Origin of the sequence: Streptomyces sp. JL2001, from assembly GCF_050917515.1 — a bacterium.
Taxonomy (GTDB): Bacteria; Actinomycetota; Actinomycetes; order Streptomycetales; family Streptomycetaceae; genus Streptomyces.
The window spans coordinates 1,390,319-1,414,016 of sequence record NZ_CP169421.1 but is presented as its reverse complement, the minus strand read 5'-3'; the positions used below and the strand labels follow the sequence as shown (position 1 = coordinate 1,414,016).

The window sequence follows — 23,698 nt, the reverse complement described above, 5'->3', positions numbered from 1 at the left end:
CGTTCCTCCTCAACGGACGGTCCCGGCCGCGCGGCCCATGTCGCGGGCGTGGGTCCAGTAGGCGGGGATCTCGGAGCTCCCGAGCCGCGCGGCGTCGACACCGGTGGCCCCGTCGCGCGCGAGGCGGTCGTCGTCGGACGCCGCGACGCTGCTCGCGGCCGTCAGCGTCCCGGTGCCCGCGAAGGCGGCGTTGACCGGCGTCCGGGCGCCCGGGCCCACGCGCCGGACGGCCCACTCCGTCACCGGCCTGGGCGCGGCGTCGAACTCCCGCAGGGCCGTCGTGGAGGACCGGCCGAAGGTGCGGACCCCCTCGCCGAACCCGGTCGCCGCCCGGGCGCCCTTGGCGCCCTGGGCCACCGCGCCGAGGCCCGGCACCGCGCCCACCGCGTCGCCGGCGAGGGTGGCCGTGGCGCTGAAGAACCGGCTGTCGAAGCGGCCTTCGGTGAAGCCGCCCTTCAGCGCGGACCGGATCTTCGGGTCCCCGGCGTGCAGTGCCAGCGCGGCCAGACTGAGCCCGGCGGCGGCGAACAGCAGTGGGACGGCGAGCCCTCCGGTGGCGAAGACCGCGACCAGGCCGAGCAGCGCCGAGGTGAGGCTGAGGGTGTCGCCCAGGTTGTCGTCGAGCCAGTCCAGGCCCTTGTCCAGCCAGCCGGGCTCCTTCGGGGCCAGCTTGTCCGTCGCCTCGTTCAGGGACTTCGCGATCGCGCCGGCCTCCGTCCGGTGGGTCTCCTCCAGCTCACGGGCCTTGCGCCGGACGTGGTCCAGTGCCTGCCGCGCCTTGGTCAGGTCCGCGGAGGCGCGCTTCAGCTCCGGCTCGGGGGTGTCCGCGCCCGGGGCGGAGGCCGCCCGCCAGGCCGCCTCGGACGCGCGGACCGCGTCCGCGTCGACGGCGGCCCGGGTCTCGTAGGAGCGGGCGGTCGACTGGTAGCCCACCAGCGCGTCGTGCCAGGCCCCCAGCCGGCCGGCCGCCTTCGTCAACGACCGGTGGGCGTTCCCCAGATGGCGGGGCAGGTCGCCGGCGAGTGCGTCGCGGAACGCGTCCGCCGCCCCGCCCCGCCACCCGGCGCTCTCCGACAACAGTCGGTCCACCAGGCGGTGCGCCGTGCCGAGCGACCCGGCCGACGCCGACAGCTTCGCCCGCAGGGCGGCGATCTCCGGCGGGCTGCCCGGGGCCGGGTCCCAGCCGAGGTGCGGGAAGTCCCGGTCAGCCACGTTCCACCGCCCGGAAGGCGGCCTCGATCGCGCGGTTCAGCTCGGTGTAGCCGGCGTGACTGAGGCGCACTCCCGTGCGCACCTCGCCGATCCGGGCACCCAGCTGCTCCGCCCCGAACTTCCAGCGCCGCTGGAAGCCGTCGCACGCCTCGTCGAGCTCCTTCGTCCCCAACTGGTCGGCCCGGGCGTGTTCCAAGGCCCGTCTCGCCGCGGCGAGCGACGTCAGCGAGGAGTCGAGGGCATGCGAGAAGCGGCCCAACTGATCGGTGTCCACCTGAAGATCACGATCCATGGGCGACCACCCTGGCAGATCATCGGCGCGGCGGAGAAATGCTGGTCACACCGGCGGGTGAGGCGATAACCGGATGCTGACGACGTGCCGCCTCACTACGATCACGTGTCCATGGAGCCCCACCACACGCGCGTCACGGACGAGGAGCTGGCCGCCTTCGGCCGCACGATCGACAGGCTGCGGAGCCTGCCGCTGGAAGATCCCGCCCGGATGCGCGGCGAGGAGATCGCCGCGACCTTCAGCCGCGAGAGCCGCAACAAGCGCCGCAAGGCCCGCCGCGCCGAGCGGGCCGCCGCCGACGCCGCGCTCGACGCGCGCACCATGACCGGGGCGCTCGAACGGCGCGAGGACGCGCCGCTGGCGGCCACCGGAGCCGGCTCCCCGGGGAACTACGTCCGGACGCGGCACTGCTATGTCTGCAAGTCGTCCTATCGACGGGCGGACGCCTTCTACCACCGGCTCTGCCCGCCCTGCGCCGTCGACAACACGGCCCGGCGCGCCCTGAGCACGGACCTCACCGGCCGCCGTGCGCTGCTCACCGGCGGCCGGGTGAAGATCGGGTTCCAGCTGGCGCTGATGATGCTGCGCGACGGGGCCGAACTCCTCGTCACCAGCCGCTTCCCGCACGACACGCTGCGCCGCTTCCACGCCGTCGAGGGCAGCGAGCGGTGGAGGGACCGGCTCCGCGTCGTCGCCATCGACCTGCGCGACCCCCGTCAGGTGCTCGGACTGTGCGAGCGGCTGAACGCGGAGGGGCGGCCGCTGGACATCCTCGTCAACAACGCGGCCCAGACGATACGCCGCCCCCCGGAGTCGTACGCCCTGCTCGCGGCGGGGGAGCGCGGGGAGCTGCCGCCGGGGGTGATCCCGGCGCCGGGGTACGAGCGGGCCGACCGCGTCCCCGTCCTCGCCGGGCTGGAGCCGGACGAGGCCGGGCTGCTCCCGGACGCCTCGCCGCACAACTCGTGGTCCGTACGGCTCGGGGAGCTCGACCCGGCCGAGGTGCTGGAGGCCCAGCTGGTCAACGCCCTCGCGCCGACGCTGCTCTGCGACCGGCTGCTGCCGCTGCTCCTGGCGTCACCGAGACCGCGCCGCTACATCGTCAACGTGTCGGCCGTGGAGGGCCGCTTCACCGTGCGGAACAAGACGGGCGGCCACCCCCACACCAACATGGCGAAAGCCGCCCTCAACATGCTCACCCGCACCAGCGGGGCCGAACTGGCCGCGCAGGGGGTTCACATGTGCAGTGTGGACACGGGCTGGATCACCGACGAGAACCCGGCGCCCCGCAAGGCGCGGATAGCGGCCGTCGGGACCCGCACGCCGCTGGACGTCGTCGACGGCGCGGCCCGGGTCTACGACCCGATCGTGCGCGGCGAGGCGGGTGAGCCGTCCTCGGGCGTGTTCCTCAAGGACTACCAGGAGGCGGCCTGGTAGTCCGCTCGGCCGCCCGGCCGATGGGTCAGCCCGCCGCGCGGGCCGCCATGCGGGCCTTGCGGGCCGCGAGCTTCTCGTCGAACTTGCTGGCCTCGTTGTCCAGGCCCGTCATGTAGAGCCCCAGCTCCTCCTGGGCCTTCAGGCCCTCCGGGCCGAGGCCGTCGATCTCCAGGACCTTGAGGAAGCGCAGCACCGGCTGCAGCACGTCGTCGTGGTGGATGCGCATGTTGTAGATCTCGCCGATCGCCATCTGCGCCGCCGCCCGCTCGAAGCCGGGCATGCCGTGTCCGGGCATCCGGAAGTTCACGACGACGTCCCGCACGGCCTGCATGGTCAGGTCGGGGGCGAGCTCGAAGGCCGCGCTCAGCAGGTTGCGGTAGAAGACCATGTGCAGGTTCTCGTCGGTCGCGATGCGCGCCAGCATCCGGTCGCAGACGGGGTCGCCCGACTGGTGGCCGGTGTTGCGGTGCGAGATCCGGGTGGCGAGCTCCTGGAAGGAGACGTACGCGACCGAGTGCAGCATCGAGTGCCGGTTGTCGGACTCGAAGCCCTCGCTCATGTGGGCCATCCGGAACTGCTCCAGCTTGTCCGGGTCGACCGCGCGCGAGGCCAGCAGGTAGTCGCGCATGACGATGCCGTGGCGGCCCTCCTCCGCGGTCCAGCGGTGCACCCAGGTGCCCCAGGCGCCGTCGCGGCCGAAGAGCGAGGCGATCTCGTGGTGGTAGCTGGGCAGGTTGTCCTCGGTGAGCAGGTTCACCACGAGGGCGATCTTGCCGATGTCGGTGACCTTGGACTGGGACGGGTCCCACGCCTCGCCGTCCTCGAAGAAGCCGGGGAAGTTCCGGGCGTCCGACCACGGGACGTACTCGTGCGGCATCCAGTCCTTGGTGACCTTGAGGTGCCGGTTGAGTTCCTTCTCCACCACTTCTTCCAGCGCGTAGAGCAACCGGGCGTCGGTCCACCCGGTCGGGCTGCCGAGGTGGGGAGAGGTGAGCGTCACGGGGACTCCTGGGGACGGAGGAGGGGAAGCGGAATTACTTACGCACTCGTAGGTTACGAAACCGTAGGTTAAAGGCCGCGTGAGGGCTGGGCCAAGCCCGGCTTGGCGATGTCCGATTACGTTGTGTTATGTGCACTGCTCGTGGGCGGTTGTGAGGAGCGACGGAGACCCAGGTCACGCCCCTGAGCCGCCGCCGGGGCGTCCGGGAGGCGTCGATCACGGCTACGCAGAGCAGACGGCCCGCTCCGCCCGCGTGGGTCGCGGGGGAGCGGGCTTGATCCGGAACGCACGCCCCGGTCGTGACCCAGGAGGAACCTGGGACGCGCGGGCGGGGTGGCCGGTGGCGCCGGCACGGGGCGCGGGCGGGGTGGCCGGTGCCGCCGGCACGGGGCGAGGGCCGCCCCGGGCTCAGCGGGTCGCCGTCAGGCCCTCCCGCACCGCCTCCGCCGTCGTCGGCCGCAGCTCGCCGTCGAGCAGCAGCCACCGGGTGATCCCCAGCGACTCCAGGAAGGGCACGTCGTGGCTCGCCACGATCAGCGCCCCCTCGTACGCCTCCAGCGCTGCCGTCAGCTTGGCGACGCTCGCCATGTCCAGGTTGTTCGTCGGCTCGTCCAGCATCAGCAGCTGCGGCGCCGGGTCGGCCAGCAGCAGGGCCGCCAGCGTCGCGCGGAACCGCTCGCCGCCCGACAGCGTCCCGGCCGGCTGATCCGCCCGTGCTCCTCGGAAGAGGAACCGCGCGAGCCTCGCCCGGATCTCGTTCGGCGTCGCGTCGGGCGCGAAGCGGGCGACGTTGTCCACCACGCTCCGGTCCTCGTCGAGCACGTCGAGCCGCTGCGGCAGGAAGCGCAGCGGGACCTGCGCCAGCGCCTCGCCCGCCAGCGGCTCCAGCTCCCCGGCGATCGTCCGCAGCAGCGTCGTCTTGCCCGCTCCGTTCCGGCCCACCAGGGCGATCCGCTCCGGGCCCCGCAGCTCGAACTCACCGCTCACCCGGGCCCCGTACCGCAGCTCCAGGTCGCGCAGCTCCAGCACGCCGCGGCCCGGATGGACGACCGTGCGCGGCAGCTCGATCCGGATCTCGTCGTCGTCCCGTACCGCCTCCACGGCCGCGTCGAGACGCTCGCGCGCCGCGTCGAGCCGCTCGGCGTGCAGGGCGCGGTGCTTGCCCGCCGACACCTGCGCCTCGCTCCTGCGGTTGTTGGCGACGATCTTCGGCACCACCTTGTTCTGGGCGCTCTTCTGCGCGAACCGCTTGCGCCGCGCCAACTTCATGTGTGCGTCCGACAGTTCGCGCTTCTGTCGCTGGACGTCGGCCTCGGCGACCCGCACCATCCGCTGCGCCGCGTCCTGTTCGGCCGCCAGGGCCTCCTCGTACGCGGAGTAGGCGCCGCCGTACCAGGTGACCTCGCCCTCCCGCAGGTCGGCGATCTGGTCGACACGCTCCAGGAGTTCACGGTCGTGGCTGACCACGACCAGGACGCCCGACCAGGCGTCCACGGCCTCGTACAGCCGCTGCCGCGCGTGCAGGTCGAGGTTGTTCGTCGGCTCGTCGAGCAGCAGGATCTCGGGCCGGGCGAGCAGCAGTGCCGCGAGCCGGAGCAGGACGGACTCGCCGCCCGACACCTCGCCGATCGTGCGGTCGAGGCCGACGTGGCCGAGACCCAGCTGGTCGAGCGTGGCCTGGGCGCGTTCCTCGACGTCCCAGTCGTCGCCGACCGCCGCGAAGTGCTCCTCGGCGGGATCGCCTGCCTCGATGGCGTGCAGAGCGGCCCGGACACCGGCGATGCCGAGTGCCTCGTCGACCCGCATCGCGGTGTCCAGCACCACGTTCTGCGGAAGGTGGCCGACCTCGCCGAGCGTGCGGATCGTGCCGGACGCCGGGGACAGTTCACCGGCGATCAGCTTGAGGAGCGTCGACTTGCCGGAGCCGTTGAGCCCGATCAAGCCGGTCCGGCCGGGGCCGACGGCGAGCCGGAAGTCGTCCAGGACGGGGGTGCCGTCCGGCCAGGAGAAGAAGAGGGACGAGCAGGTGATGAAAGTGGGGCGGACTGCCACGAGGGCCTCCCTGTTGCAAGAGCGTGGGCTGGGGCAACGGGTGAGACACCGGAGGCGCGGGCAGTCGAGCGGAAGGCTCGTACTCGTACGCCGAGGATCGAAGACGGCACACGCGGCGCTCAGGGCACGCGCGGCTCGGTGTCTCGAACCTCAGACGAGCAACGGCCTATCTCCGATCGGGTGACAACAGGGCCAGAACCGACCGTACGCCGGGCGCGGAGGGCGGGCAATCGAATTAACGGGAGGCGCGGCGGGCCGTGCCCGTCACGTGTAGTCGTCGAGGAGCTGCGCCAGGTCCTGGTCCCAGTCCAGGTAGTGGTGCTCCCGGCCGGCGGGGACCAGATGCTGCGAGCGCTCCAGGAAGCGCCGCAGCTCCTCCGTACGGATGTGCACCACGGCCACCCCCTCGGTGGCGTGGAACTCGACGACGGTGCGGTCGTAGCCGTAGGGGCGCACGCGCACGTCCCCGACCCCGGCCGGTCCGTCCACACCCTGCGCCAGCAGCTCGCGGGAGAAGGCCCACGAGACCTCGACCCCCTCCAGCGTCGCGGGCGGCGGGAAGGCCATGCTGACCGCGTACGGGTCGCCGCGGTCGTACCGGAGCGTGGCGGGGACGGTCTCCATCCGCGGGGCGGAGGCGACCAGTCGGGCCTGGACGGCCTGCTCTATGACGGTGGACAAGTGCCAGCTCCTGTCTCGCGGCTACGGGTTCCTGTCGTCTTCCCTGACATCAGGGAAGACGAACGATCGAACCGGAACGTGCACTCCGCGGGTACGTGAGCTGTGTCACCGGCCCCTGGAGGGTAGGTGTGGCGGGCCAGGCACCCTGGACGGGGTCCGCGAGGTCGGCTAGCTTCCGGCGCCATGACGTCCAAGGGGAAGACGAGACGAATGATGTCGGTGGGACTGATCGGGGCGGCGCTCGCGCTGACCCTGGCAGCGCCCGCGCGGGCCGGGGAGACCCCCACGGCCGCGGCCGGCTGGCAGCTCACGACCACGGGTACGGACGCACGCTTCCGGGGCCTCGCGGCGGTCGACCGCGACACCGCCTGGGCCGCGGGATCGAAGGGCACGGTGCTGCGCACCGGCGACGGGGGCCGCACCTGGCGCGACGTGTCGCCCCCGGGTGCGGGGGAGCTGGAGTTCCGCGACGTCGAGGCCTTCGACGGCAGGCGCGCGGTGGTCCTGGCGATCGGCGAGGGCGAGGCGTCCCGGGTCCTGCGCACCGAGGACGGCGGCGCCACCTGGACCGAGTCCTTCCGCAACCCCGACCCGCGTGCCTTCTACGACTGCATGACCTTCTTCGACCACCGGCACGGCCTCGCCATGAGCGACCCGGTCGACGGGAAGTACCGCATCCTGTCCACCCGCGACGGCGGCCGGTCGTGGCAGGTGCTGCCGGACAAGGGGATGCCGGCCGCACAGGCCGGCGAGGCGGGCTTCGCGGCGAGCGGCCAGTGCCTGGTCTCCTCGGGGCCGAGAGACGTCTGGCTGGCGACCGGCGGCGGGGCCACCGCCCGGGTCCTGCACTCCGCCGACCGCGGCCTCACCTGGACCGCCGCCGAGTCGACGATCCCGGCGGGGGACCCGGCGCGGGGCGTCTTCGCGCTCGCCTTCCGCGACCGCGCGCACGGCCTGGCGGTCGGCGGCGACTACCGCAAGGACCAGCCCTCCCCGCAGGCCGCGGCGGTCACCGGGAACGCCGGCCGCACGTGGCGGCAGGCCGCCACGCCGCCGCCCGCGTACCGCTCCGGCGTCGCCTGGCTCCCGCACACCAAGTCGGCCGCGCTCGCCGTCGGCCCCACGGGCACGGACCTGACGACGGACGGCGGCCGCACCTGGCGCACGGTCGACACCGGCTCGTACGACACCGTCGACTGCACCCGCGACGGCGCCTGCTGGGCCTCCGGCGAGAAGGGCAGGATCGCCCGTCTGGCGCGCCGCTGAGGGCTGTCGTCAAGAGGGCAACTGCTCCCGGTACGAAGCGAGTTCCGTCGCCGTCTTCGTGGCGTAGAACTCCGTGATCCGATACGCGCACACCCCTTCGACGGCGAACGGGTCGGCCGCGGCGATCCTCTCGATCGTCCCGCGGTCGACCCCGGCGGCCAGGATGACGCCCCCGTCGCGCGGGTTCTTCCGCCCGGAGGCGACGAACACGCCCGCGGCGTACTGCGCGTCGAGCCACTCGACGTGCGCGTCCAGCAGTGCGTCGACCCGCTCGACGGGCGCGGTGTAGGTCAATTCCAGTACGAACATGATCGCCAGGCTACCGGGACCGGGGAACGCCGTCCGGCCCGAGGGCCGCCCCCACCCGGACGTGAACGGCCGGATGGCCCGTCCCCCCCGCCCCCGGCCCCCGCCCGGACGGAAACTCCCGCCCGCCGTCCCCGGCGCGGGTCGTAGGGTGGCCGTCACCATGACGATCCTCGACATCCCCGCGGGCTGGCCCGCCGACGAGCCCGCCGCCCGGAACCTCCAGCGGGAGCTGCGCGCGCGGCTCGTGCTCGACGAGGCGGGACCCCTGCCCGGCACCGGGCACGTCACGGGGCTCGACGTCGCCTACGACGACGAGCGGGACCTCGTCGCGGCCGCCGCCGTGGTCCTCGACGCGGCCACCCTGGAGGTGGTGGAGGAGGCCACGGCGGTCGGCCGGGTCTCCTTCCCGTACGTTCCCGGCCTGCTCGCCTTCCGGGAGATCCCGACCGTCCGCGCCGCGCTCGACTCGCTCTCCGCCGACCCGGGCCTCCTCGTCTGCGACGGGTACGGGCTGGCCCATCCGCGCCGCTTCGGGCTGGCGAGCCACCTCGGCGTCCTGACCGGGCTGCCCGCGATCGGCGTCGCGAAGAACCCGTTCACCTTCGCCTACGACCCGCCGGGCCCCGACCGCGGCGACTTCAGCCCGCTCCTCGCCGACGGCGAGGAGGTGGGGCGCGCCCTGCGCACCCAGGCGGGGGTGAAGCCCGTCTTCGTCTCCGTGGGGCACCGGGTGTCCCTGGAGGCGGCGTGCGCGCACACCCTGCTCCTCGCCCCGCGCTACCGCATCCCCGAGACGACCCGGCGCGCCGACTCCCTGTGCCGCCGCGCGCTCCGGGACGCCCTCGGGGCCGCCCCGTGACCGAGCTGGTCCTCGACGTCGCGGACCGGCCGCGCCCCGGACTCCGACTCCGGACCGCCGGCCGGCGTCTGATCCTGGATCAGGGCGGCCACCCCCTCCTGTTCGCGGTCGCGGACCCGTACGACCAGGGGGTCGACTTCTACCGCACGGCCGTGCCCCGCCCGCTGCTGCCACCCCTGCGCGCCGCCGAGGCGCGGGCGTACGCCGGCCGGCCCGAGCGCTGGCTCCACCGAGTGGCACGGCTGCTCGCCGCCGACCCGGACGGACCGCTGCACGACGGCCGTTGGGTTCTCACGACCGTCATGGAGCGGCAGCGGCACTGGAACAGGCACGACGCCGGCCCGGCCGACCACTGGGGCGAGCGCGTCGTCGGCGGTGATCCGGACGGATACGTCGACTGGTTCCTCCACAGCACCGACTGGGAGCTGTTCCCCCTGCGGCCGCTGCCCGCTGCCGACGACGCCCGCGTCAAGGCGTACCGCGGCCAGGCACGCGCCGGGATCCTGCCTCCGCTCCTGCTGTGGTGGGTGAGCGGCCTCGACTGCTACGTCGTTCTCGACGGGCACGCGCGGCTCGCCGCGGCCGTCGCCGAGGACGTCGAGCCGTCGGTGGTCGTTTTGCGGCGGACGACGCCCCACGACGAGCGCGCCCGGGGAGAGGCCGAGGCCGCGGAGGCGTACGAGGGCGAACTCGCCCGCCACCGCGCCCTCATGGCCCGGCACGGGCCCGGGGTCCCCGACGGCGCCGAGTCGGCGGGCGCCGCCCTCGCCCGCCGCCTGGAGGAGCTGCGCACGGGCAACCGGCCCACCTGGGCCTGGCCGTTGCCCGGAGGTGAGCACGAGTGGCAACGGATCGTGGACGACCTGAGTACGAGTACGGATACCGGGCTTCGATCTTGGGCGGCACAGTGGGGCACATGACAACCCCCGTTCCCACCCCACTGCGTCCGGTCGAACGCGGCCTGACCGCGGTCCTCGCCGTAGCCGGGCTCGTCTCCCTGGCCTGGGTCTGCGCCATGCTCTACGTCGTCTTCGCCTGGGTGGTGGCGGCCGCGTGATCGGCACCCTGCAGTGCGTCGTGCTCGACTGCCCCGACGTGCTGGAACTGGCCGAGTTCTACCAGCGGTTGCTCGGCGGCGAGATCAACCGCAGCGGCTCCCCGTGGGCCCTCGGGGACGGCTGGGCCACCCTGCACGACGCCGCCGGCGCACCGGTGCTCGCCTTCCAGGGCGTGGCCGACCACCGCCCGCCCGTCTGGGGAGCGCCCGAGCAGCAGTTCCACCTCGACGTGCAGGTCGACGACCTGGACGAGGCGCACGACGCGGTCCTCGCGCTCGGCGCGTGGCAGCTCGACGACGGGGGAGACGACCGGGCCTGGCGTACCTACGCGGACCCGGCCGGCCACCCGTTCTGCCTCGTGCGCCACGCGGCGCACTGAGGCGCCCGGCCCCTTCCGCGGCGTCTCAGACGCGGCGGACCCGCCAGAGCCATGCCGCGGTGCCGCTCAGCAGGGCGAGCGTCGCCAGGTTGGCCCAGAGAGCCGGAGTGTCGCCCGCGGGGCCGCCGCCGGACAGGTTCCAGGCGGCGATGACGGCGGTCGGCAGGACGGCGGCGAGCAGGACGCCGGTGGTCTTCCGGACGGGGGTCCAGTGCACCGAGGTGCACAGGAGTACCGCGCCGGTGACGCGGAACAGGACGCCGAACAGGGGGCCGGGGTGGTCCGGGAAGACCATCATGAACGGCAGCGACAGGGTGAGCATCAGGAGCGGCACCAGGGGGTGCACCTTGCCGCGCCGGGCGGGTGCGCCGGCACCGCCCCGGGCCGGAGCCTCGGCGTCCCCGTTCCCCGCCTCGGCCAGTGCCGTGGCGGCGATGGCGCGGGGGTCGCCCAGCGCCGCCAGGACCTCGCCGGTCGCGGTGTCGGGGCGTTCGGCGCGGGTCACCTCGATGTGTTCGGCGAGGTCGGCCAGGAGCTCGTGGCGACGGTCGGCGGGGAGCGCGGAGGCCTCGCGCTCGACGGCGGCGAGGTAGTCGCGTACGGGGTCGGCGGGGGTCTTCATGAGAGGTCTCCGGCAGAGGGGTGCGGGGCGGTCAGGAAGGTGTCGACGGCGTCGCGGAAGGCGGGCCAGACGCGGGTGAACTCGTCGAGCGCGGCCCGGCCGCTGTCGGTGAGCGCGTAGTAGCGACGGGGTGGTCCGGAAGCGGACTCCTGCCAGGTGGTGGTGACCAGGTCGTCGCGGCGTAGCCGGGAGAGCAGCGGGTAGACCGTGCCCTGGCCGGTGGCCAGGGCACCGGACTCCTCCAGGGCGTGGAGGAGTTCCACGCCGTAGCGGGGGCGGTCCCGCATCAGGGCGAGGACGCAGTACTCCAGCACCCCCTTGCGCAGCTGGGCGGCCGCCCGGGCCTGCTTGGTCGAATCGCCTGGTTCCATGCGATGCAAGATACCTGGTCGGGCAAGGCGATGGGAACGGGTGGGTCAGGGAGACGGGAAAGAGGGGGGCGACCGCCGCCGGCGGCGAGCCGGCCGTCCCGCACGTCGCGGCCTGGAGTCGGTGGACCGACGCCGCTGTCGGGCACGCTCCGTATGCTGCCGCCCATGAGTATGAACGGCGAGTACCTGCGCGTCACACCCGCTGAACTCGACCGTGCCCTGAAGGATCCCGAGTGGGCCTGGGAGCTCGTCGAGGCGGTTCAGGACGCGCAGGAGGAGGGCGAGCCCGCGCCGGCCGAGGCGCGGCTCTTCACCACACACCAGACATGGCACCTGCTCGGGTTCCTCCTGCAGCGCTCGGCCTTCCCCGTCGACATCGTCCACGGGGAGGAACCGCTCGCCCCCGAGGACTGGGGTTACGGACCGCCGCAGTACCTGACTCCGGAGCGAGTACGGCTGGCCGCTGACATCCTGCACCGGACGACGTACGAACAACTCATCCAGGGCGTCGACCCCTCCGAACTCACCAAGGCCGAGATCTACCCCCAGATCTGGGACACGCCTGCCTCACTGGAGTGGGCCGGCGACCTGTTCACCCCCCTGACGGAGTTCTTCGGGGGCGCCGCATCCACCGGCCACGCGATGCTGATCTGGATCGACTGATCCCTCAGGGGCGGGCCCGGGGGTTGAACGGCAGGCTCGGGGCCTGTCCGGGAAGCCCCCCGAGGCCCGCGTCGCCCGGCGTGCCCCCGTGGGCCTTCGTCCGGCCACGGCATGCGCGCCACGCCGCGACACGGGAGCGCCCGCGTACCTCAGGTACGCGGGCGCTCCTTCGTCTTGCGCTGCACGGCGCCGGTCGCCGCGAGGCCCACCGGCGCCACTTTCGCAACGCCCTTTAGCGCGCGTCGGCCACCCGGAAGCGGATGCCCGCCGCCTGCAGCCGGTCGAGCAGCGCGTCGCCCATCGCGACGGCCGTCGTGACCTGCCCGGACGTCTTGGGCAGGGTGTCGAAGGCGAGGCAGAGCGCGGACTCGGCCAGCATCTTCGCCGTCTCGTCGTAGCCCGGGTCGCCGCCCGAGACCTCCGTGAAGACCCGCCGGCCGCCGCCCTCGCCCACGAAGCGCACCGAGAACCAGCTCCGCGCCCGCCGCTCGGCGCTGGGTCCCTGGCCGGCCTCGTAACGGTCCATCATCCAGCGCCGCAGCGGCGGCAGCTGGGCCGCAAGCAGGCCCGTACCCACGGCCGCGGCGCCGCCCAGCGCCATCGGCAGGGTCTTGACCGACGCGTAGTGGCGGTAGCGGAAGTCGGGGCCGTAGCGCTCCAGCGCCGCCGCCGAGCGCGCGATGACCTGCGGGTCGAGGGTGGGCAGGGGCAGTGCCCAGGTGCCCGTCTCCCGGCTGAACCGCGGCCCCGCCAGCGGCGCGTGGGCCCGCCGGCCCACCAGCCGGGGCTCGTGCAGCCGCCGCTCGTGCGCGGCCCGCAGGATCTCGCGCCCGCGCCCCATCGCCGTCAGCGCGGAGGCGAACGTGCCGCCGGAGAAGACGGCGCCGGCCCGGACGAAGCCGTCGATCCGCAGCGGCACGTCCTTCGGGAGCTGCCCGACGGTGTAGTACACCCCGAGGTCGTGCGGCACCGAGTCGAAGCCGCAGGCGTGCACCAGACGGGCCCCGGTCTCCCGGGCCCGCGCGTCGTGCCGCACGTACGTCAGGTCGATGAACTCGGTCTCGCCGGTCAGGTCCACGTAGTCGGTGCCCGCCTCCGCGCACGCCGCCACCAGGCCCTCGCCGTACCAGACGTACGGGCCGACCGTGGTCGCCACGACCCGGGCGGACTCGGCGAGCGCGCGCACCGCCTCCGGATCGGCGGAGTCCGCCACCACGAGCGGCAGCTCCGCGCAGTGCGGGCGGCCGACCGCGAGCCGTTCGCGCAGGGCCTCCAGTTTCGCGCGGCTGCGCCCGGCGAGTGCCCAGCGGCACCCGGCGGGAGCGTGTTCGGCCAGATACTCCGCGGTGAGCTCGCCCACGAACCCGGTCGCCCCGAAGAGCACCAGGTCGTACGGCCGCGCCGCGTCGTCCCGCCCCGTGCCGGCCCCTGTCTCCATCCAGCCCCTCGCCTTCACTCGCGCCCCCGTCCGGGCGCTTGTCGTCGGCGGAGCCTAGCGGAACTCGGCCGAAGCACAATTTCCAAGCGCTTGCTCGGCCCGGGGTCTTGTGCGGAGTGGAACACGTTCCTAGCATCACCGGTGTTACATCATTGGTGTCACACGGCGCTGGGGGCTTCATGGCAGGGACGCGGAACACCCGGAACGGCCCGCTCTCCGGGGTGCGCGTGGTCGAACTCGCGGGGATCGGGCCGGGCCCGTTCGCCGCCATGCTCCTCGCCGACCTCGGCGCCGACGTCGTCCGCGTCGACCGCCCGGGCGGTCCGGGGCTCGGCATCGATCCCGCGTACGACCTCACCAACCGCAACAAGCGCTCCGTCCTCGTCGACCTCAAGGCCGAGGGCGGCGCTGCGACCGTGCTCGACCTGGTCGAACGGGCCGACATCCTCATCGAGGGCTACCGGCCCGGCGTCGCGGAGCGCCTCGGCGTCGGGCCCGACGCCTGTCTCGCCCGCAATCCGCGACTGGTCTACGGCCGGATGACCGGCTGGGGCCAGGACGGACCGCTGGCGTCGACCGCCGGTCACGACATCGCCTACCTCGCCGTCACGGGCACCCTCGGCATGATCGGCCCCGACCCGGACGGCCCGCCCACCGTGCCCGCCAACCTCGTCGGCGACTACGCGGGCGGCTCGCTCTACCTCGTCGTCGGCGTGCTCGCCGCGCTCCGGCACGCCGGCGAGCACGGCGAGGGCCAGGTCGTCGACGCGGCGATCGTGGACGGGGCCGCCCATCTCGCCACCATGATCCACGGCATGCTGGCCGCCGGCGGCTGGCAGGACCGCCGCGGCGTCAACCTGCTCGACGGAGGCTGTCCCTTCTACGGCGTCTACGAGACCGCCGACGGCCGCCACATGGCCGTCGGCGCGCTGGAGCAGCCCTTCTACGACGAGTTCGTGCGGCTGCTCGGCATCGAGGACGTCGCGCCCGCCCGCAAGGACCCCGGCCGCTGGGACGAACTGCGTGCCGCCGTGGCCGCCCGCTTCCGCACCCGCACCGGTGAGGAGTGGACGGCGGTCTTCGCCGGGACCGACGCCTGCGTGGCGCCCGTCCTCTCGATGCGCGAGGCGCCGGCCCACCCCCACCTCGCCGCCCGCGGCACCTTCGTCGAGCACGGCGGACTCACCCAGCCCGCACCCGCCCCCCGGTTCTCGGCCACACCCGGCACCGTCCGCGGCGGCCCGGCGATGCCCGGCGCCGACACCGGCGAGGTCGCCCGCGACTGGGCCGTACCCTCCCTGACCACCCGCACCGACGCACCGCAGGAGCCGCAGGCATGAAGCGCCAGCTCTACACCGCCGACCACGAGGCGTTCCGCGAGACCGTCCGCACCTTCCTCGCCAAGGAGGTGATCCCGCACTACGAGCAGTGGGAGAAGGACGGGATCGTCTCGCGCGACGCCTGGCGCGCGGCCGGCCGGCAGGGCCTGCTCGGCCTCGCCGTGGAGGAGGAGTACGGCGGCGGCGGGAACCCCGACTTCCGCTACAGCGCCGTCCTCGCGGAGGAGTTCACCCGGGCCGGCGCCCCCGGCATCGCGCTCGGGCTGCACAACGACATCATCGGTCCGTACCTCACCTCGCTGGCCACCGAGGAGCAGAAGCGGCGCTGGCTGCCGGGATTCTGCTCGGGCGAGCTGATCACCGCCATCGCCATGACCGAGCCGGGCGCGGGCTCCGACCTCCAGGGCATCCGCACCTCCGCCGAGGACCGGGGCGACCACTGGGTCCTCAACGGCTCCAAGACCTTCATCTCGAACGGCATCCTCGCCGACCTGGTGATCGTCGTCGCGAAGACGACCCCCGAGGGCGGCGCGCACGGGCTCTCGCTGCTCGTCGTCGAGCGGGGCATGGAAGGTTTCGAGCGCGGCCGGAACCTCGACAAGATCGGCCAGAAGTCCCAGGACACCGCCGAACTGTTCTTCCACGACGTCCGCGTCCCCAAGGAGAACCTGCTCGGCGAGCTCGACGGCGCCTTCGTCCACCTGATGACCAACCTCGCCCAGGAGCGGATGGCCATCGCGGTGGCCGGCATCGCCGCCGCCGAACACCTCCTGGAGATCACGACGACCTACGTCAAGGAGCGCGAGGCCTTCGGCCGGCCGCTCTCCCGTCTCCAGCACGTCCGCTTCGAGATCGCGGAGATGGCCACCGAGTGCGCCGTCACCCGCACCTTCCTCGACCGGTGCATCGCCGACCACGCCGAAGGACGGCTCGACGCCGTCCACGCCTCCATGGCCAAGTGGTGGGCGACCGAACTGCAGAAGCGGGTCGCCGACCGCTGTCTGCAACTGCACGGCGGATACGGCTACATGGCCGAGTTCCCGGTGGCACGCGCGTTCACGGACGGCCGCATCCAGACGATCTACGGCGGCACGACCGAGATCATGAAGGAGATCATCGGCCGGTCCCTGCTCGGCTGACGGACCCGCCGGACCCGGCACCCTCCCGATCACCCACCCTCACGCACCTCCCGTTCCTCCCGAAAGGCTTCCCGTGAGCACCGAAGCGTACGTGTACGACGCGATCCGCACCCCGCGCGGGCGCGGCAAGGCCAACGGCGCCCTGCACGGCACCAAGCCCATCGACCTGGTCGTCGGGCTCATCCACGAGATCCGGCGCCGCTTCCCCACCCTGGACCCGGCCGCCGTCGACGACATCGTCCTGGGCGTGGTCGGCCCGGTCGGCGACCAGGGCTCCGACATCGCCCGGATCGCCGCCATCGCCGCCGGACTGCCCGACACCGTCGCCGGCGTCCAGGAGAACCGCTTCTGTGCCTCCGGCCTCGAAGCCGTCAACATGGCCGCGATGAAGGTCCGCTCGGGCTGGGAGGACCTGGTCCTGGCCGGCGGCGTCGAGTCGATGTCGCGGGTCCCGATGGCCTCCGACGGCGGCGCCTGGTTCGCCGACCCGATGACCAACTACGAGACCGGCTTCGTCCCGCAGGGAATCGGCGCCGACCTCATCGCCACCATCGAGGGCTTCACCCGCCGCGACGTCGACGAGTACGCGGCGCTCTCCCAGGAGCGGGCGGCGGCGGCGTGGAAGGACGGCCGCTTCGACCGTTCCGTCGTCCCGGTCACCGACCGGCACAGCGGCCTGGTCGTCCTCGACCACGACGAGCACATGCGGCCGGGCACCACGGCCGACTCGCTGGCCTCGCTCAAGCCCTCCTTCGCCGCGATCGGCGACATGGGCGGATTCGACGCGGTCGCGCTGCAGAAGTACCACTGGGTCGAGAAGATCGACCACGTCCACCACGCGGGCAACTCCTCCGGCATCGTCGACGGCGCCTCGCTGGTCGCGATCGGCTCCAAGGAGGTCGGCGAGCGCTACGGACTCACGCCCCGGGCCCGGATCGTGGCCGCGGCGGTCTCCGGCTCCGAGCCGACCATCATGCTCACCGGTCCCGCGCCCGCCACCCGCAAGGCGCTCGCGAAGGCCGGCCTGACGATGGACGACATCGACCTGGTCGAGATCAACGAGGCCTTCGCCGGCGTCGTGCTCCGCTTCGTCAAGGACATGGGCATCAGCCTGGACAAGGTGAACGTCAACGGCGGCGCGATCGCGCTCGGCCACCCGCTGGGCGCCACCGGCGCGATGATCCTCGGAACCCTGATCGACGAGCTGGAGCGCCAGGACAAGCGCTACGGCCTGGCCACGCTGTGCGTCGGCGGCGGCATGGGCATCGCCACGATCGTCGAGCGCGTCTGACCGTCCGTCCCTCCCTTCCCAACTTCGGAGACATCGCAATGACCGAGAGCACCACCATCCGCTGGGAGCAGGACGACACCGGGATCGTCACCCTCGTCCTGGACGACCCCGACCAGTCCGCGAACACCATGAACCAGGCGTTCAAGGACTCCATCGCGGCGATCGCCGCGCGGGTCGTCGCGGAACGCGACTCCATCCGCGGCATCATCTACACCTCCGCCAAGAAGACCTTCTTCGCGGGCGGCGACCTCAAGGACATGATGAAGGTCGGGCCCGAGCAGGCCCAGCAGGCCTTCGACACCGGCACCGCCATCAAGGCCTCGCTCCGCGCCATCGAGACGATCGGCAAGCCGGTCGTCGCCGCCGTCAACGGCGCGGCCCTCGGCGGCGGTTACGAGATCGCCCTCGCCTCGCACCACCGCATCGCCCTCGACGCCCCCGGCTCCAAGATCGGCCTGCCCGAGGTCACCCTCGGCCTCCTCCCGGCCGGCGGCGGCGTCACCCGCACCGTACGCCTGATGGGCATCGCCGACGCGCTCCTCAAGGTCCTGCTCCAGGGCACCCAGTACACGCCGCAGCGGGCGCTCGAGAACGGCCTGGTCCACGAGGTGGCCGCCACGCCGGAGGAGATGCTCGCGAAGGCGCGCGCCTTCATCGACACCCACCCCGAGTCGCACCAGCCCTGGGACGTCAAGGGCTACAAGATCCCCGGCGGCACGCCGTCGAACCCGCGGTTCGCCGCCAACCTCCCGGCCTTCCCGGCCAACCTGAGGAAGCAGCTGAACGGCGCCCCCTACCCCGCACCCCGCAACATCCTGGCGTGCGCCGTCGAGGGCGCACAGGTCGACTTCGAGACCGCCCTGGTCATCGAGGCCCGCTACTTCACCGAGCTGGTGACCGGCCAGACCGCGAAGAACATGATCCAGGCCTTCTTCTTCGACCTCCAGGCCGTCAACTCCGGCGCCAACCGCCCGCAGGGCATCGAGCCCCGTCCGGTCCGCAAGGTCGCCGTGCTCGGCGCCGGCATGATGGGCGCCGGCATCGCGTACTCCTGCGCCCGCGCGGGCATCGACGTCGTCCTCAAGGACGTCACCGCGGAGGCCGCGCAGCGCGGCAAGGAGTACTCCGAGAAGCTGCTCGCCAAGGCGCTCTCCCGGGGCCGCACCACCGAGGCCAAGCGCGACGCGCTGCTCGCCCGGATCAGGCCGACCGCCGACCCGGCCGACCTGGCCGGCTGCGACGCCGTCATCGAGGCCGTCTTCGAGGACACCGCCCTGAAGCACAAGGTGTTCCAGGAGATCCAGGACGTCATCGAGCCGGACGCGCTGCTCTGCTCCAACACGTCCACGCTGCCCATCACGGTCCTCGCCGAGGGCGTCTCGCGGCCCGTCGACTTCATCGGTCTGCACTTCTTCTCGCCCGTCGACAAGATGCCGCTCGTCGAGATCATCAAGGGCGAGCAGACCGGCGACGAGGCACTCGCCCGCGCCTTCGACCTGGTGCGCCAGATCAGCAAGACCCCGATCGTCGTCAACGACTCGCGCGGGTTCTTCACCTCCCGGGTGATCGGCCAGTTCATCAACGAGGGCGTGGCGATGGTCGGCGAGGGCGCGGACCCGGTCTCCGTCGAGCAGGCGGCGGCCCAGGCCGGCTACCCGGCCAAGGTCCTCTCGCTGATGGACGAGCTGACCCTCACCCTGCCCCGCAAGATCCGCAACGAGACGCGGCGCGCGGTGGAGGAGGCCGGCGGCACCTGGGTCGGTCACCCCTCCGACGCGGTGATCGACCGTATGGTCGACGAGTTCGGCCGCCCCGGCCGCAGCGGCGGCGGCGGCTTCTACGAGTACGGCGAGGACGGCGGGCGCACGCGCCTGTGGCCGGGCCTGCGCGAGCACTTCACCCGCCCGGACGTCACGATCCCGTTCGAGGACATGAAGGAGCGGATGCTCTTCTCCGAGGCGCTCGACTCCGTGCGCTGCCTGGAGGAGAACGTCCTCACGTCGGTCGCAGACGCCAACATCGGCTCCATCATGGGCATCGGCTTCCCGGCCTGGACCGGCGGCGTCCTGCAGTACATCAACGGCTACGAGGGCGGCCTGCCCGGCTTCGTGGCGCGGGCGCGCGAGCTGGCGGAGAAGTACGGCGACCGCTTCACCCCGCCGGCCCTGCTGGTCGAGAAGGCCGAGCGCGGCGAGGTCTTCACCGACGCCTGACCTCCCCACGGGAGCGAGCGGCCCCGCGCGCCACGGCCCGATCGTCCGATCGAGCGGTGCGCCGGGGCCGCTTCGCGCGGGTCGGGGCGACCCGGGGGACGGCCGCCTATGCTCGCGGACGATCAAGGAGGTCGGATGCGCGAGAAGACCGTCCGCCGGCTGCGGGCCACCCTGTTCGTCACCCTCGGCCTGTGCGGCGCCGCCGCGCTGGCCGCGTGCGGCTCCGATTCGGCCGACCCGGGGGACGGCCCGTCGCCCTCCGAGACGGTCTCCGGGCCGTCTCAGGAGTCGTCCCCGCCGGCGTACACGCCTCCGCCCGGGCCGTCGACGCCCGCCGGTCGGCGGAGCACCGACGGCGGGCCGTCGGTGCCCCCGCTGCCGACCGGCCCGTCGAAGAGTCCCGGCGGCAACGGCCGCCCGACCTCGGCACCCAGCTTCACGAAGCCCGCGGAGAACCGGACGCCCCCGGAAGGACCCGTGACCCCCGCACCAGACGGCACGTGACGATGCCGCCGCCGGACGAACCGGCGCGGGACCCGCGCCCGGAGCCCGAGCGGGGGCCGGCGCGCGAGGGACCGGGCGACGACTCCGCGAGTCCCACCCTGCTCCTCAAGCTGGTCATCGCCCAGGGGACCTTCATCGCCGGACTCCTCTTCTATCTGGGGGCGATGTACACCAGTTCGTACTACGGCTACTTCCACATCTCCCTCGGCACCCTCGACCTGAGCTTCGGCGAGCTCGCGACACAGAGCCTGCATCTGCTGAAGCTGGAGGTGCTGGTGGCCGCCGGGCTGATCGTGCTCGCCGTGATCGCACCCTCGCTGCGGGCCGGGAGCCACCCGCAGGCGCCGCGCGCCGGCGGGCGGGCCGAGGCGCTCGGGGCCCGCCTCTCCCTGCCGGTCGTGGCCCTCGGCGTCCTGCTGCTCGCCCTGTGGACGCAGATCCAGCCCTACGGCTGGACCGCCCCGTTCGTCATCGGCGCCGGACTGCTGCTGACGCAGTGCCGCGACGCACAGGGCCGCCGGCCGCACGGATTCCGGCGTCGGGCCCTCCCGGTCTTCGCCGCGGCGGTCTTCCTCTTCTGGGGCCTCACCCGGGTCACGGTCGACACCGCCCAGCGCGACGCCAGGTCCCATGCCCGCCACGTCGTCGACTGGACCGGCGTGGTGGTGCTCAGCAGCCGCCCGCTGTCCCTCCCGGACACCGAGGTCCGGAAGGAGCCGCTGTCGAGCGACCTGCTCCACCCCTACCGGTACACCGGCCTGCGGCTCCTGCTCGAACGAGACGGTCGCTACTACATCGTCCCGCTCGGCTGGACCCCCGAGACCGGAGCCATCTACGTCGTCCGGGAGAGCGAGTCCACCTGGGTCGGCCTGACGCCCTGAACGGCCGGCACCCGCCGACGTTCAGCCGCCGGTTCCCGCCGTCCCCGGGCCGCGTTAGTCCGCCGCCGCCCCGTCCTCCGCCGGCCCCCCCGCGCCGAACGCGGCCCGCAGCTCCTCCCTCAGCGACCGCTGGAACGCCGTCACCAGCGCCTGCACCACCATCGGTTGCATGTGCGCCGAGAGCGATTTCATGGCGGCCACGTGATCGGGGTCCGACTCCCGTTCCCGGTACGGGTTCCACACCTGCTCGCGGAACAGCCGGGAGAGCTCCTGCGCCGCCGCGCGGGCGTGCTCCAGCAGCACCGTGCGCGAGGCGAGGATCGTCTCGTGGGCGATGGGGACGTCGAGCAGCTCCACTCCCAGCCGCAGGAGCGTGCCGTCGAGCCGGAAGACCTCCGGATCCGGGCCCCGGTCGAGCACGCCCATCGCCGCGAGCCGGTCGATGTCCTCGTCGTCCAGGGCCCGGCCGGCCCGTCGTTCGAGCTCGCGGTGCGTGATCTCCTCGGCCGACTCCGGCGCCCAGGAGGCCACGAGCGCGCGGTGGATGGCCAGATCCTGGGCGCTCAGATCGGGCGGGAGCTGCTCCAGGTACCGTTCGATCGCGGCCAGGGTCATGCCCTGGCGCTGGAGCTCCTCGATCAGGGCCAGGCGCGAGAGGTGCTCGGGTCCGTAGTGGCCGACCCGGCGCGGGCCGATCACGGGCGGCGGCAGCAGCCCGCGCGTCCCGTAGAACCGCACCGTGCGCACGGTGACGCCGGCCCGGGCGGCCAGCTCGTCGACGGTGAACGTCGGCGGCTGCTCCTCGGTCTCGGTGGCCATCTGAGGTGCCTCGTTTCCCGTGTGTCGCCGGTCAGTGCAACAGTATTGCTGTCTCACCGGCGTTGTAAAAGAGCCGCGACGTTGTCGGTGGCGGGCCGTACGGTGACGGCATGACGGGGAACGAGCCGGCCATCACGTACGTACGGGGCGACGCGACCGCTCCGCAGGGGAAGGGCGTCAAGATCATCGCCCATGTCTGCAACGACCGGGGCGGCTGGGGGAGGGGTTTCGTCCTGGCGCTCTCGCGCCGTTGGCCCGCACCGGAGGCGGCCTACCGGCGCTGGCACCGGGGGCGGGCGGGAAACGACTTCGGTCTGGGCGCGGCGCAGTTCGTCCAGGTCGGACCGTACGTCTGGGTGGCGAACCTGGTGGGGCAGCGAGGGATCCGGACCAGCCGGAGCAGTGGTGTCCCGGTGCGCTACGAGGCGATCGACGCGGCGCTCGGGCTGCTCGCCGACCGGGCGGTCGAGCTGGGTGCCTCCGTGCACATGCCGCGGATCGGCTGCGGCCTGGCCGGCGGCACGTGGGCGCGGGTGGAACCGCTGGTCACCGCCCGTCTGGTGACGCGGGGGATCCCGGTCACGGTGTACGACGTCGATGCGTAGCGGACCGGCCGGGACGGGGGCGGACCCGGCGTGCGAGGTGGCGTGTACCTGCCGCTAGAGTCACGTGCTTGTTCGAATCGGGGGTCAGGGGAGGGGTACGGCATGTACGCGGAACTCAGGGACACGGCAGCCGAGTTGGCCGGGCTTCTGTGGCGGGAGCACACCGTGTACCGCGAGCGGGGCGGCGGCGTGGTGATCCGGGGTGAGCACGTGGGCCGCTGGATCAGCCTGGCCCCCACCGGGGGGAAGGACCAGGCGCGGGTCCGGGCCGGGCGACTGCTCGACGGCGGCACCACGGCTCCGGCCCGATCGGAGGCCGTGGTCGACCTGTCCGCCGGGACGGGGGAGCTGGCCGCGGTCTGCCGCCGCCTCCTCGCGGACGTCACGGCCGCCGAGGCGGCCGCGGAACCGGTCGGCGCCGCCCGCCGTCCGGGCCGGAAGGCCCGGGCGGCCAGGCCGGCGGAGACCGCCCGCGGACGCCACACGGGCATCGGCTCCTGGGTGGTCCTGCTCTGCGTGGCCGGCGTCGTGGGCCTGTGGGTCTACAGCAATTTCGGGACCCACTGATCCACTCGGGGGGCGGGAGGCGGGCCACGGGTGGGGGCTCGCGGCCCCCGGAGTGCTTCCGTCGGGCCCGGTCCGTCAGACCCTGGCCCGCCGACGGGCGCCGTCGGTGCTCGCCTGGAGCGCCTCCGACACCAGGCGCACGCCCCGGGCGAGCCGGCTCAGCTGCTCCAGCTCGGCGGCGTACATCCTGATCGCGCACTCGATCGTCGGGTCGGCCACGCCCATCGGCGGCAGCTCCGCCCGGCAGGTCTGCATCGCCACCCGCACCGCACGTATCTCGTGCTCTATCTGCAGCCGGGTGTGGCGGGCCAGCAGCACGGGATGGCGTGTCAGGGTCGCGTAGCCGGCGTACCGGGCCGGCAGCAGCTCGCGCAGCCAGCGGACGGCGGTGCCCTCCCAGTTGTGACTGACCGGGGTCAGGACCGAGTACGGCCAGTCGTCGCTGATCTGTGTGCGGTGATGGGACATCGTTGTCGCCTTCGGAAGGGGCCTGTTCACAGGGGTGCGGCGGCTCCGGCCCAGGGGTTGGCCGGAGCCGCCGCGGTGGGGACCCGCGCGAACGCGGAGTGCCCCGGGGGAACAGCCAGGGGTCGCGAGGAGGAGGGGGCGACCCGTTCGGTGTTCTGTCCGAGCCCTCGGGGGCACACGTAGTAAATATATATACCGTCGAGTACGCAAGGGCATGAAAAAATTCATGCGC

26 protein-coding genes are annotated in these 23,698 nt (G+C 73.2%); 15 read left to right on the top strand and 11 right to left on the bottom strand.

Annotation, left to right across the window (positions count from 1 at the left end; all coding sequences use genetic code 11):
* Positions 1 to 9: 9 nt before the first annotated feature.
* A complete protein-coding gene (locus tag ACE1OA_RS06185; RefSeq protein ID WP_432752430.1) occupies positions 10 to 1,212 on the bottom strand; it encodes a hypothetical protein in 1,203 nt (400 codons plus the stop codon).
* Positions 1,205 to 1,504, bottom strand: a complete 300-nt coding sequence (locus ACE1OA_RS06180) for a hypothetical protein (protein ID WP_384866291.1) — start codon at positions 1,502 to 1,504, stop codon at positions 1,205 to 1,207. The genes ACE1OA_RS06185 and ACE1OA_RS06180 overlap by 8 nt, the downstream gene beginning before the upstream one ends.
* Before the next feature lie 111 nt (positions 1,505 to 1,615).
* Between ACE1OA_RS06180 and ACE1OA_RS06175 the strand changes: the two genes are divergently transcribed.
* Positions 1,616 to 2,941, top strand: coding sequence for an SDR family oxidoreductase (locus tag ACE1OA_RS06175; RefSeq protein ID WP_356600464.1), 1,326 nt, complete (start codon positions 1,616 to 1,618; stop codon positions 2,939 to 2,941).
* A gap of 25 nt (positions 2,942 to 2,966) precedes the next feature.
* Here ACE1OA_RS06175 and ACE1OA_RS06170 read toward each other — a convergent pair whose 3' ends face one another.
* The 3 genes from ACE1OA_RS06170 to ACE1OA_RS06160 all read right to left on the bottom strand — a co-directional run bounded on the left by ACE1OA_RS06170 (position 2,967) and on the right by ACE1OA_RS06160 (position 6,674).
* On the bottom strand, positions 2,967 to 3,941 hold the full coding sequence (locus ACE1OA_RS06170; RefSeq protein ID WP_356600462.1) for an acyl-ACP desaturase: 975 nt from the start codon (positions 3,939 to 3,941) through the stop codon (positions 2,967 to 2,969).
* Between the two features lie 408 nt (positions 3,942 to 4,349).
* The gene (locus tag ACE1OA_RS06165) at positions 4,350 to 5,993 is read right to left on the bottom strand and encodes an ABC-F family ATP-binding cassette domain-containing protein (RefSeq protein ID WP_384866295.1); all 1,644 of its coding nucleotides are present in this window, start codon (positions 5,991 to 5,993) and stop codon (positions 4,350 to 4,352) included.
* 264 nt (positions 5,994 to 6,257) lie between these two features.
* Positions 6,258 to 6,674, bottom strand: coding sequence for an SsgA family sporulation/cell division regulator (locus ACE1OA_RS06160; RefSeq protein ID WP_356600458.1), 417 nt, complete (start codon positions 6,672 to 6,674; stop codon positions 6,258 to 6,260).
* 183 nt (positions 6,675 to 6,857) lie between these two features.
* Between ACE1OA_RS06160 and ACE1OA_RS06155 the strand changes: the two genes are divergently transcribed.
* Positions 6,858 to 7,940 (top strand): WD40/YVTN/BNR-like repeat-containing protein, encoded by a 1,083-nt coding sequence (locus ACE1OA_RS06155; RefSeq protein ID WP_384866297.1) that lies wholly within the window; start codon positions 6,858 to 6,860, stop codon positions 7,938 to 7,940.
* A gap of 9 nt (positions 7,941 to 7,949) precedes the next feature.
* Here ACE1OA_RS06155 and ACE1OA_RS06150 read toward each other — a convergent pair whose 3' ends face one another.
* Positions 7,950 to 8,249 carry a YciI family protein gene (locus ACE1OA_RS06150; protein WP_432752429.1) on the bottom strand — a complete coding sequence of 100 codons (300 nt, stop codon included), beginning with the start codon at positions 8,247 to 8,249 and terminating at the stop codon, positions 7,950 to 7,952.
* 160 nt (positions 8,250 to 8,409) lie between these two features.
* Here ACE1OA_RS06150 and ACE1OA_RS06145 point away from each other — a divergent pair, with 160 nt between their 5' ends.
* Genes ACE1OA_RS06145 through ACE1OA_RS06130 form a run of 4 tightly spaced genes read left to right on the top strand, consistent with a single transcriptional unit; the run spans position 8,410 to position 10,545 of the window.
* Entirely contained in the window at positions 8,410 to 9,108 is a 699-nt protein-coding gene (locus tag ACE1OA_RS06145; RefSeq protein WP_432752428.1) for an endonuclease V, read from the top strand.
* The gene (locus tag ACE1OA_RS06140) at positions 9,105 to 10,028 is read left to right on the top strand and encodes a hypothetical protein (protein WP_432752427.1); all 924 of its coding nucleotides are present in this window, start codon (positions 9,105 to 9,107) and stop codon (positions 10,026 to 10,028) included. Before ACE1OA_RS06145 ends, ACE1OA_RS06140 begins: the two co-directional genes overlap by 4 nt.
* Positions 10,025 to 10,165, top strand: coding sequence for a morphogenic membrane protein MmpA (gene mmpA, locus ACE1OA_RS06135; RefSeq protein ID WP_356600450.1), 141 nt, complete (start codon positions 10,025 to 10,027; stop codon positions 10,163 to 10,165). The genes ACE1OA_RS06140 and mmpA overlap by 4 nt, the downstream gene beginning before the upstream one ends.
* Positions 10,162 to 10,545: a VOC family protein gene (locus ACE1OA_RS06130; RefSeq protein WP_356600448.1), complete on the top strand. Its 384-nt coding sequence runs from the start codon at positions 10,162 to 10,164 to the stop codon at positions 10,543 to 10,545. The genes mmpA and ACE1OA_RS06130 overlap by 4 nt, the downstream gene beginning before the upstream one ends.
* 25 nt (positions 10,546 to 10,570) lie before the next feature.
* Here the strand turns inward: ACE1OA_RS06130 and ACE1OA_RS06125 are convergent, their stop codons facing one another.
* Both ACE1OA_RS06125 and ACE1OA_RS06120 read right to left on the bottom strand, forming a co-directional pair.
* The gene (locus ACE1OA_RS06125) at positions 10,571 to 11,167 is read right to left on the bottom strand and encodes an HAAS signaling domain-containing protein (RefSeq protein ID WP_384866304.1); all 597 of its coding nucleotides are present in this window, start codon (positions 11,165 to 11,167) and stop codon (positions 10,571 to 10,573) included.
* Positions 11,164 to 11,538, bottom strand: coding sequence for a PadR family transcriptional regulator (locus tag ACE1OA_RS06120; protein WP_356600444.1), 375 nt, complete (start codon positions 11,536 to 11,538; stop codon positions 11,164 to 11,166). Before ACE1OA_RS06120 ends, ACE1OA_RS06125 begins: the two co-directional genes overlap by 4 nt.
* Positions 11,539 to 11,703: 165 nt before the next feature.
* Between ACE1OA_RS06120 and ACE1OA_RS06115 the strand changes: the two genes are divergently transcribed.
* Positions 11,704 to 12,201, top strand: coding sequence for a YfbM family protein (locus tag ACE1OA_RS06115; protein ID WP_386544868.1), 498 nt, complete (start codon positions 11,704 to 11,706; stop codon positions 12,199 to 12,201).
* Positions 12,202 to 12,433: 232 nt separating this feature from the next.
* On the opposite strand, the gene ACE1OA_RS06110 is transcribed toward ACE1OA_RS06115, so the two are convergent.
* Complete coding sequence (locus ACE1OA_RS06110) at positions 12,434 to 13,639, bottom strand: saccharopine dehydrogenase family protein (RefSeq protein WP_356600438.1); 1,206 nt, start codon at positions 13,637 to 13,639, stop codon at positions 12,434 to 12,436.
* Between the two features lie 179 nt (positions 13,640 to 13,818).
* On the opposite strand from ACE1OA_RS06110, the gene ACE1OA_RS06105 reads away from it, so the two are divergent.
* The 6 genes from ACE1OA_RS06105 (at position 13,819) to ACE1OA_RS06080 (ending at position 21,007) form a co-directional block, all read left to right on the top strand.
* Entirely contained in the window at positions 13,819 to 14,979 is a 1,161-nt protein-coding gene (locus ACE1OA_RS06105; RefSeq protein WP_356776676.1) for a CaiB/BaiF CoA transferase family protein, read from the top strand.
* Positions 14,976 to 16,118, top strand: coding sequence for an acyl-CoA dehydrogenase family protein (locus ACE1OA_RS06100; protein WP_356600434.1), 1,143 nt, complete (start codon positions 14,976 to 14,978; stop codon positions 16,116 to 16,118). The genes ACE1OA_RS06105 and ACE1OA_RS06100 overlap by 4 nt, the downstream gene beginning before the upstream one ends.
* Before the next feature lie 73 nt (positions 16,119 to 16,191).
* Entirely contained in the window at positions 16,192 to 17,409 is a 1,218-nt protein-coding gene (locus ACE1OA_RS06095; protein ID WP_356600432.1) for an acetyl-CoA C-acetyltransferase, read from the top strand.
* Positions 17,410 to 17,447: 38 nt separating this feature from the next.
* Positions 17,448 to 19,622, top strand: a complete 2,175-nt coding sequence (locus ACE1OA_RS06090; protein ID WP_432752426.1) for a 3-hydroxyacyl-CoA dehydrogenase NAD-binding domain-containing protein — start codon at positions 17,448 to 17,450, stop codon at positions 19,620 to 19,622.
* Between the two features lie 135 nt (positions 19,623 to 19,757).
* A complete protein-coding gene (locus ACE1OA_RS06085) occupies positions 19,758 to 20,126 on the top strand; it encodes a hypothetical protein (protein ID WP_384866314.1) in 369 nt (122 codons plus the stop codon).
* Positions 20,123 to 21,007 carry a hypothetical protein gene (locus tag ACE1OA_RS06080; RefSeq protein ID WP_384866316.1) on the top strand — a complete coding sequence of 295 codons (885 nt, stop codon included), beginning with the start codon at positions 20,123 to 20,125 and terminating at the stop codon, positions 21,005 to 21,007. Before ACE1OA_RS06085 ends, ACE1OA_RS06080 begins: the two co-directional genes overlap by 4 nt.
* A gap of 54 nt (positions 21,008 to 21,061) precedes the next feature.
* On the opposite strand, the gene ACE1OA_RS06075 is transcribed toward ACE1OA_RS06080, so the two are convergent.
* Entirely contained in the window at positions 21,062 to 21,826 is a 765-nt protein-coding gene (locus tag ACE1OA_RS06075; RefSeq protein WP_356600424.1) for a MerR family transcriptional regulator, read from the bottom strand.
* A gap of 110 nt (positions 21,827 to 21,936) precedes the next feature.
* On the opposite strand from ACE1OA_RS06075, the gene ACE1OA_RS06070 reads away from it, so the two are divergent.
* Both ACE1OA_RS06070 and ACE1OA_RS06065 read left to right on the top strand, forming a co-directional pair.
* On the top strand, positions 21,937 to 22,431 hold the full coding sequence (locus tag ACE1OA_RS06070) for a macro domain-containing protein (RefSeq protein WP_432752425.1): 495 nt from the start codon (positions 21,937 to 21,939) through the stop codon (positions 22,429 to 22,431).
* 102 nt (positions 22,432 to 22,533) lie between these two features.
* Complete coding sequence (locus ACE1OA_RS06065; protein ID WP_356600420.1) at positions 22,534 to 22,998, top strand: hypothetical protein; 465 nt, start codon at positions 22,534 to 22,536, stop codon at positions 22,996 to 22,998.
* 75 nt (positions 22,999 to 23,073) lie between these two features.
* On the opposite strand, the gene ACE1OA_RS06060 is transcribed toward ACE1OA_RS06065, so the two are convergent.
* The gene (locus ACE1OA_RS06060; protein ID WP_356776694.1) at positions 23,074 to 23,466 is read right to left on the bottom strand and encodes a hypothetical protein; all 393 of its coding nucleotides are present in this window, start codon (positions 23,464 to 23,466) and stop codon (positions 23,074 to 23,076) included.
* Positions 23,467 to 23,698: the final 232 nt, after the last annotated feature.